The organism is Delftia sp. ZNC0008, assembly GCF_000799035.1.
Lineage (GTDB): Bacteria > Pseudomonadota > Gammaproteobacteria > Burkholderiales > Burkholderiaceae_C > Comamonas > Comamonas tsuruhatensis.
In genome coordinates this window covers 1-8,938 of record NZ_JTKZ01000165.1, presented here as the reverse complement: position 1 = coordinate 8,938, position 8,938 = coordinate 1, and the positions used below count along the sequence as shown (strand labels likewise).

Sequence of the window (8,938 nt, the reverse complement as noted above, 5' to 3'; positions counted from 1 at the left end):
TGCGGCGGCCACGCGGCGGGGCGCGGCGGACACGGAAACAGAGGATTTGGGCATGGTGGTCTGCCTGTTTGGGGGTCAAGAATCAGGAAATCGGAAACCGGGGCGGAAAAAGGGGGCTGGCGCTGTCAGCCGACGGGCGTGGCAGGCGCAGGGGCCGGCGGCGCGGCTTCCGGCGCGCGCATCGCATCGCCATTGGCCAGCAGGCGGCGCAGCATGTCCAGCAGCTGGCGCGACTCGTCATGGCTGAAGCCGGCCATATGGGCATTCATCACGCTGGACAGCACCTGCGGCACCTTGGCCGCCATGGCGCGGCCTTCATCGGTCAGCACCAGCTTGACCACGCGCCGGTCCACCGTGGAGCGCTCGCGCCGCAGCATGCCCTTGGATTCGAGCCGGTCCAGCGCCCGCGTGATGGAGGCCGGATCCAGCCCCAGGTCACGTGCCATGCCGGCATTCGTGGCGTCGCTGCACAGCAGCAGCTTGTACAGCGGCAGCCACTGCACATAGGTCAGCTCATGCTCGGCCAACTGCGCATCGGCCTGCTGGAGGATGGAGCTGAGCACCTTGCGCATGAGGAACCCCACGCTCTCGAAGGGCGTGTAGCTGCCAGGGCTGTAGAAGTCCGAGGGCTGCAGGCCGTTGGGCAGGGGTGGCTGGGTCATGGTGTCTTGCAAGTGAAATGATTGACTGCGCAATGATTGTTGCGGCAATTATTGCAGAAGGCATGGACGGATGTGTGACAGGGTCGGAGAGAGGGTCTTTGGAGCCTTGTGGACGCAGCACGATGACCGGGGCAGGACTAGGAGCGCGGCCAGCCTCGGTGCCAGCTCGAACGGCCTACTGTCCGAATCCTCCTATTTGCCGAGGTGGTGCGTTGCGCAGATCCTGAAAGGGTGCCTGCTTGATGAGTACGAGTACTCGATCGCCAATGGATTCGTCAGGGTGCGACTGTTGGACACCGAAAGCGACCACTTGATTTTGCTTGTTTTGACCGGTTTTCCCGGAAAAGTCTCAATGCGCTGCCAGGCAAGCCTGCCTGCTGTTGAGCGCGGGCTGTGGGCCTGGCTTCATCGCCTACTGCATCCCGCTGGGCGGTGCTGGAAATTTGTGGAAGAAGCCTTGGGATGGCAGAGGATTCAGTGTCTATCGATTTGTTCTCACTTCCTTCTTGGACGTTCCTGATTTGATTCGGGTCACCAGTGCTGGGGCATAGCGAATTGATCAGTATTACGAATGATGTGCAACCCATTGATTTGCAATGAATTTGCTGTATGCCTGTGTTGTTGAGGGGGCATCTCTGCTAGCTGGTGTGCCAGGAATTTGGAATGCTGTCGCGATTTGAGTTGACAGCGTTCTTCTTTGTAAGAAAAATGTGATTCCGTAACGCCAAACACGGTGATGCAATGTCATTGCTGTGTGCTATGTGTATTCAAGGAATTTAACTTGATTATGGATTTCGAAAATATTGGGAGGGGTATTTTGAGAGTTTTTATAAAATTGTTCGTATTGATTGTCTCGATTATTTCAATGCCGGCTCATGCTGCGGACTATGGGAAGGCATGCATAGAAAATAAATACTCATTGATTCATGGCGTCGAGTGCAGCTTGACTCCATTATTTACTTCGCCATGGACTCATCAAGGTCCGCGTTTCGGTGGGAACTCAGTTGAAGAAGTGATGGAGCAAGAGTTCGCTTTTGTTAAAGATGAAGGCATGTGTTATTTTGAAACTGGGGTAAATCCCCCAAATTCTCATCACTATGATGGATTTATAAATTCCAAACAATTATTGGGATACAGAACTGGTGGATGGTATCAATATCAGTTTGCTAACTCAAAAGGAGAATGTCCGGGGCCACCGTATGGGGGAGGGTCATTTTATGTTAATAGTTTGAGATATGCAGACTGTTATGACAGAGTGACAGGCCCAGTGGATTGGACAGGCACATATTTTAATGATATTAGCAGCAGCGGCTGCTGGCGTGCAAATCCTGCATCTTTGCAACCACCGATGGTGGAAGAAGTTGCTCCCATGTGCACAAGAGGCGAATTTGGAATGCCTTTGGGCTCATTTCCCGGTACTGTCGGAAATCCTGTTCAAGTCGCCACAGGCAACAAGGTGGAGTATGATAAAGATTTTCAGGATCAGCGCCCCGCCTCACTGGATGTGGTACGCGTATATAACAGCGCCTGGGCCAATGGTCGTGCTGAGCATCCGCCGGTCTCTTATGGAAAAGGTTGGTCAAACAATCACGTCATCTGGCTAAAGTTTGAGCGCAACAATATTGATCCATTGAAAGGCGACAGAACAAAAGCTCTGAAAAAAGGAGATCACGAATCCGTCATCATTGCTTCTGCCGCTGGTGATCAGGCCATTTTTTACAGATTTATTCCTGGGTCTAATTTGCCTGAATCTAGTGGGAGCTACACCCCCGGCGAGTTCGTCAGTGCAATGAAGGGGCGCCAGTTCTTTCGAATTGACAATGGATGGATTTATATCAATGAGCGTGAGGTCAAGTATCAATTTGACAACAACGGCCGTTTGTCCAAAAAGACCTTGCCCAACGGAGATTATTATGAATATATATTTTCCGATCACGGGCAGCTGCTGAAAATCGGAAACAATTTCTCTAGAAGCATTGTCTTTGAGTATGACGCGACTGGACTGGTGTCTCGGATGATTCCCAGCCATGGGCATGCGGTTCAGTTCGAGGCCCAAGCAGGTCTTCTTGTGTCCGTGAAGTACAACGACGGTTCTGCCAAGGGGTATCTATACGAAGATGGAGGCATGCTCGCGGGTAAGATTGATGAGACGGGGGCAAGGGTTGGCGAATATATATACAACGACAAGAAGGTAGTTGTTTCGAGAAAAAATGCCGGGGTGGAAGAATTTCGGTTCGCTTATCACTCATCCTCTACAGCAGTCACTTCCCCGTTGGGAAACCGTGTATGTCGCTAATACATCCGTTCCTGGAGGGCGGGTGTATAGTTCAACGTCCACCTCACGCGTAACCATCTATCAGGATGATCCTGTCAAAAATGTTTTTTATGACAACGATGGTTTTCTGAAGGAGCACTCTGGCTACAACTGGTATTTGACTGCATATCAATGGGATAAAAAGCGAAATCTGCCTATAGAGATATCCCAGAACAAGGGTGAAAAGGTTACTCGCATCTCCTGGCATCCTGTGCTGAGAAAGCCCATCAGAATTACAGGTGATGGTTTGGTCAGGGATATGGAGTACGACAGCCGTGGCAACCTGACTCGCAGTGTTACCAGCGGAGCGGGAGACAGCAGGGCGCTTGATTGGTCATGGGATGACAGAGGCAATCTGCACTATTTCAAGGATTCCGGCAGTCTGGTGGCGTCATATACCTATGATGAAAAAGACAACCGCCTGACGGAAACAAATGCCTTGGGACATATTGACCGGTTTTCCAGCTACGATGGTTTGGGTCGTCTTCTGTCATTCGTTGGGTCGAATGGTGCGGAATACCAGTTGACGTATGATGCGAGGGGGAGACTCGCCAGCATAGGCTCTTTGGGGTTAAATACGAAATATGAATACTTTGCTAATGGTCTTGTTCAGAAAGTGGAGTATTCAAATGGATATGTACTCCGCTATCAATATGATGCTGCTCAGAGACTGACGGGGTGGTCTGACAACCGTGGCGCTTCAGGATCCTATGTCCTGGATGGCATGGGGAACCAGATTCAAGAGAAAGTTGGCACGACATCAGGTGTCGCATACGAAGTGAGTCGTACCATCAACGCGATCAACCGAGTTGCCAGCGTCACAAAGGGCGATGGTCAGAAGACAAGTTTCGGTTACGACGATAGCGGTGATTTGACGTCGATTGTGGATGGATTTGGAAAGTCTCTGAGAATAACAAGGGACAGATTCCGCAGAATCTATGCAATGGATAATCAGACTTCGGCCATGTATTTTGCATACACGCCATCAGATCTTGTTAGCCAGGTCAAGGATTTCCGGCAAGTGGCGACGGACTATGGCCGTGACGGCCTGGGCAATATGACCCAGGAAAAATCACCGGACATAGGTGCCAACTCCCTGACCTACGACCAGCGCGGTCTGGTCGCCACCGCCAAGGACGCCGCAGGCCGCACCCTCGCCGTGCAGCGCGACGCCCTGGGCCGTCCCACCCAACTCCAGTACGGCAGCACCGCAACCTCCACGCTGCGCTACGACCTGCCCGGCACCACCTACAACGGCCCCGGTGCCCCCAAGGCCAGCACGGGCCACCTCAGCGAGATCCAGGACCCCGGCGTCACCACCCAGTACCAGCGCGACATCCTGGGCCGGGTGCTGCGCAAGAGCCAGATCCTTGCCAATGGCGACACCAAGTCGCTGATCCACTCCTATGTACCTGCCGGGCAGGGCGGAGGCGGAGAACTGCAAAGCATCACCTACCCCAGCGGCAGGCAGGCCACCTACCTGTATGACAGCACAGGTCAGATCACGGGCCTGCAGTGGAACGGCCAGCCCCTGGTCACCGGCCTGACCTGGAGCCCGCTGGGCCAGCCCACGGCCTGGCAATGGACGGGCTTTGCGCAGCAGCCCGGCGCCACGGCCACCCTGGCCGAGCAGCGTGGCTACAACACCGCAGGCCAACTGGCCAGCAGCCAACTGCTGAACCTGACCTGGGATGCTGCGGGCCGCATCAGCCTCATCCAGCAGCAGCACATGCTGCCGGGCACGGCGGCGGCCCAGCAGGCCAAGCTGTCCAGCGCCTTCAGCTATGACGCCGTGGGGCGCCTGACGGCCAGCGCCCACAGCGCGCCTGCGGGCCTCACGCTGCCCACGGGCTGGAGCTTGGCCGACACCATCGAGCTCAGCGCCTCCGGCTATGCCTGGGATGGCAATGGCAATCGCACGGAGGTGCACTACACCAACGCCTTGGCATCGGGCACCTCCACGCTCAAGCGCAGCTACCAGACGGCTGCGGGCACCAATCGCCTGCAAAGCTATGCCCAGACGCTGCAGCGCCCGGGCAGCGCGGCGCAGAACAGCAACGTGACCTTCAGCTACGACGCTGCGGGCGCCCTGGTCAAGAAGGGCGACAACCACCTGCACTACGGCGCGGACGGCCGCATCGCCAAGGCCGGTGAATACGCAGACGCTGCCGACGCAAGAGCCGTCAGCTACGTCTACAACGCCCTGGGCCAGCGCGTGCTCAAGAGCGATGCCCGGGGCGCAGGTCAACCGGCCACGCTGCAGACCCTGTATGCCGAAGACGGCATAGGCAGCACCGTGCTGGGCCAGTACGCCAACCAGCGCAGCGCCAACAGCGCAGCGCCCGCAGGCCAGAGCGACAGCACGGAAATCATCTACCTGCCCACGGCCAGCGGTCCCATGCCCATTGCGGCAGAGATCAACGGGCGCCTGTATGCCATCCACACGGACCACCTGAACACGCCCAGGCGCCTGACCAATCAGCAGGGACAGGTGGCCTGGCAATGGCTGATCTCGGGGTTTGGGGAAGTGCGTCCCACCACGGGCGACCGTGGCTACGGCCAGACCGTCAGCGGCCCCAGCTATGCGCAGGCGGTGAAGTTCGACCTGCGGTATCCGGGGCAGGTGTTTGATGAAGAGACGGGGCTGTCGTACAACCTGCACAGGTACTACGATGCGGCGACGGGTCGGTATATCCAGGCGGACCCGATCGGGTTGGCTGGAGGATGGAATCGGTTTGGGTATGTAGCCAACAACCCGCTCAACGATGTGGACCCGCAAGGCCTGCACCCCGTGCTGGGAAGAATACAAGGCCTGTACTACCGGTACGGTCCGGCGATCACGGAGTTCATTGCCGGGGCGTCTGGAGTCAACGGGGCGTTGGCATCGCCTGCGGCGATCAGCCCGCTGGTGGCGCAGATTCCGACGGGTGTTTCTAGGATGCTGCCGATTGCGCGGGGGATCTCTGAGGGTGTGGAGTCGGGGGCGTTTTGTGCAGCAAAAGGTGGAATACAAGAAACTGCCAAGATTGGAGACTTATTCGCAACTCATGGACAGACAATGAGTAATAGGCAGTTAGATAGATTGATTAAAGATATTCGGGTTAATGGAATATCTAATCCGTTGGTGGTGACTGCGCATGATGGGCGGTTGTATATTCTGGATGGTCATCATAGAGCGTTGGCGGCTCCTAGGGCTGGAGTTTTAGATGTTCCGATAAAAAGGGTGGATTTGCCATACGGTGCTTACAGAGGATCCGCAGATCTTGAATTCACATGGGGAGGTTATTAAAAATGGAACTAAGAAAAATCAATGAAATCATCATTTCTAGTAGAAATATTTTATTTAATAATAGGGTGAATGATACAGTTATTTCTTCATTGGAAGAGGTGTTGAGCTGCTGGCGAGAAATTGAGGTGGATAGTTCGCGTAATATATTGAAATACTGCATTGGTGAGGCTTTGCAGCAGATTAAACAATCTAAATTAACTAGTGCTGGGCGTGTGTTGAATTTAATTCATAACTTGCCTTTGTCATTGGAGGGTTTAAATAATTGGGATTTGGACTATTTTATCTCTATGGAACTGCCGAATTTTCTAGAGCATTTTGAAGAAATACATAATTCCAGAGATATCTCTCTTTATGTGTTTCAACAAATTTCCAATCAGTATTTCAACAGTGCTTTATTGAATAGATAGAATTCTTCTCTGAAAATCGATTGGATTTTAATGCTTGGCCAAGCCGCAGGAGCAGGTGGCTTGGCAATGGCTGATCTCAGGCTTTGGTGAAGTGCGGCCCACCACGGGCGCCTGGGGCTAAGGCCAGACGGTCAGCGGCTTCAGCTATGCGCAGACGACTAGGTTCGACCTGCGGTATCCGAGCTTTGACCGTTACAACAACTATCGTGCCTTGCCAAAAACGACCAGCACAACCGCTGCCCTCGTTTCGACTTGGGCAATGGTGTTCTTCATGATGCGGATGGCAGTGTCTTCATTGAAGCCTCCAGATCCGCAACCGATGAGGGGAAAGGCTACGGATTTGAAGCCGTGATCGTTGACGAGTTGAAGGGCCGACTGTGTGGACTTCTCAATGGAGAGTTGTGACGCCCTCCAAAGAAGATTGATGCCCGCCACGTGGATGATGCCTTTGAAAGGCAGTCTGCCGGCAGATGTCAGGACGGCATCGCCCAGAGGAATGGGGCCGGCCCGCGCAACCTCCAGGAATGGCTGCAGTCCACCCTTGCGCTTGATTGCGCCGGACACGCCTTGGGGGATCAACAGCCACCAGGGAATGATGTTTCTATTCCATGAGTTGACGATGACTTCAACGTCCTGGTCCAGAAGGTCGCCGTTGACTATGCGGATATTCATGGAGTGAGGGGCGATGCTCGCAGGTGCGGAAACTGCACAGTATCTCGCGCCTCGCGTCACCCCAACGCTCACTTGTCTTGAGCCACCGCATGCCCTTTCTCCAGTCTGGTCACGGCCTCCCGGTAGGCGGGGCTGGCGCGCAGCTGCTGGTAGCGCTCCAGGCCGCGCTGGTATTCGGTGGAGCGGACATCGATCTCGCGGTCGGAGAGATAGGTGAGTCCGGCGCGGTGCCACATTTCCAGGTCGGCCAGCACCTGGGCGCGGCTGAGGTCGGTGGGGGCAGCAGTGGACGAGGGCGTGGCGTCCTGGGCGAGGGCGGTGCCGGCCAGGCCCAGGCTGAGGGCGGCCAGGGCGATGAAGCGGGTGAAGTCGGAAGTGCGCATGGGGAACCTTTCAGGTGAAGCGAAGTGATGAGGGCTTCATGGTCCCGCTGCCGCCCTGGCCGGCACAGCCGTTTGCGACGCACTGCAGCATGGCGGGAGCCAATGGCCGTTGGGTTTCGTGAAATGCCTGGAGGGCAGGCGCGGCCATCCGAGGAGCGCCGCCAGCCATGGAAATGGGTTGATCAGCCTGTGTGCGGCAGATTATTTCCAGTTGCTCCAATAAATCGGCATAAACATCTGTCAAATGGCTGGTGGAAGCATGAATCGGCAGCAAATTCCAGCGGCACAGGCCGACAATCGCCGCTCTCCATGTCTTCATCCATTCCACTTTCCCCCGCTGCCGTTTCGGCAGATTCCGTTTCCCGCAGTTCCGAGGCCTTTCGCGGCTTCAGGGATGCGATTCCCGTGATGCTGGGTTTCGTGCCCTTTGCCCTGGTGCTGGGCGCCCAGGCCGTGCAAAAGGGGCTTGCACCGCTGGAAGTTCCTCTCATGACCGGGATGAACTTCGGCGGCGGCTCGGAGTTCACGGCCATACGGCTGTGGACCTCGCCGCCGCATGTGCTGCTGATCGTCGCCATGTCCTTCCTGGTCAATTGCCGGCACATCCTGATGGGTGCGGCGCTGGCGCCCTATCTGCGCCATCTGCCCAGGCGCCGTGCGCTGCCGGCCCTGTTCTTCATGTGCGACGAAAGCTGGGCGTTGGCCCTGGCCGACGCCCAGCGCAGTGCCGCGCGGCGCGTGAGCCTGCCTTACTACATGGGCGTGTCGGCAGGCCTGTACATGGCCTGGGTGTCGTGCACGGCGGCCGGTGCCTTTCTGGGGCCGCGCATTGGCGACCTGGAGCAGTACGGCTTCGACATGGCGTTCACCGCCGTGTTTCTGGTGCTGCTGCGCGGCATGTGGAAGGGCGTCAGGCCTTGCCGGCCCTGGCTGGTGAGCCTGCTGACGGCGGCCCTGGTCTACAAGCTGGTGCCTGGCGCCTGGTATGTGGCGGCAGGCGCCGTCTCGGGCCTGATCTGCGCGGCCTTGCTGGCGCCCAGGAGCTGAGCGATGGAAGCCACAACCGTGCTGACGCTGGTGCTCATGGCGTGCAGCACGTATTTCACGCGGGTGATCGGCTACCTGCTGCTGCGCGGGCGCACGCTGAGCCCGCGCATGCAGTACGTGATGGAAAGCCTGCCGGGCTGCGTGCTGATCTCGGTGATACGCGG

At 56.5% G+C, this 8,938-nt stretch carries 9 protein-coding genes; 5 read left to right on the top strand and 4 right to left on the bottom strand.

Annotated features, from left to right (window positions below):
* Positions 1-125 precede the first annotated feature (125 nt).
* Positions 126-662, bottom strand: coding sequence for a MarR family winged helix-turn-helix transcriptional regulator (locus tag L995_RS05560; RefSeq protein WP_043791990.1), 537 nt, complete (start codon positions 660-662; stop codon positions 126-128).
* Between the two features lie 787 nt (positions 663-1,449).
* Here L995_RS05560 and L995_RS32810 point away from each other — a divergent pair.
* The 3 genes from L995_RS32810 to L995_RS32805 are packed head-to-tail and all read left to right on the top strand — an operon-like array spanning position 1,450 to position 6,672.
* Entirely contained in the window at positions 1,450-2,958 is a 1,509-nt protein-coding gene (locus L995_RS32810; RefSeq protein WP_231574359.1) for a DUF6531 domain-containing protein, read from the top strand.
* Positions 2,858-6,265 carry an RHS repeat-associated core domain-containing protein gene (locus L995_RS05550; protein ID WP_156135991.1) on the top strand — a complete coding sequence of 1,136 codons (3,408 nt, stop codon included), beginning with the start codon at positions 2,858-2,860 and terminating at the stop codon, positions 6,263-6,265. The genes L995_RS32810 and L995_RS05550 overlap by 101 nt, the downstream gene beginning before the upstream one ends.
* Positions 6,266-6,267: 2 nt before the next feature.
* Positions 6,268-6,672 (top strand): hypothetical protein, encoded by a 405-nt coding sequence (locus tag L995_RS32805; protein WP_074932063.1) that lies wholly within the window; start codon positions 6,268-6,270, stop codon positions 6,670-6,672.
* 201 nt (positions 6,673-6,873) lie between these two features.
* Here the strand turns inward: L995_RS32805 and L995_RS05545 are convergent, their stop codons facing one another.
* The 3 genes from L995_RS05545 to L995_RS32800 all read right to left on the bottom strand — a co-directional run bounded on the left by L995_RS05545 (position 6,874) and on the right by L995_RS32800 (position 8,046).
* Positions 6,874-7,344: a macro domain-containing protein gene (locus tag L995_RS05545; RefSeq protein ID WP_047469978.1), complete on the bottom strand. Its 471-nt coding sequence runs from the start codon at positions 7,342-7,344 to the stop codon at positions 6,874-6,876.
* 68 nt (positions 7,345-7,412) lie between these two features.
* Positions 7,413-7,727 (bottom strand): DUF4148 domain-containing protein, encoded by a 315-nt coding sequence (locus L995_RS05540; RefSeq protein ID WP_047469976.1) that lies wholly within the window; start codon positions 7,725-7,727, stop codon positions 7,413-7,415.
* A 10-nt stretch (positions 7,728-7,737) separates the two neighbouring features.
* Entirely contained in the window at positions 7,738-8,046 is a 309-nt protein-coding gene (locus tag L995_RS32800; RefSeq protein ID WP_126312283.1) for a hypothetical protein, read from the bottom strand.
* Between L995_RS32800 and L995_RS05535 the strand changes: the two genes are divergently transcribed.
* Together L995_RS05535 and L995_RS31765 are read left to right on the top strand one after the other, a co-directional pair.
* On the top strand, positions 8,037-8,774 hold the full coding sequence (locus L995_RS05535; protein WP_016446045.1) for an AzlC family ABC transporter permease: 738 nt from the start codon (positions 8,037-8,039) through the stop codon (positions 8,772-8,774). The genes L995_RS32800 and L995_RS05535 overlap by 10 nt on opposite strands.
* Before the next feature lie 3 nt (positions 8,775-8,777).
* Positions 8,778-8,938, top strand: a 161-nt coding sequence (locus tag L995_RS31765; protein ID WP_047469970.1) for an AzlD family protein, incomplete at its 3' end; no start/stop codon positions are given.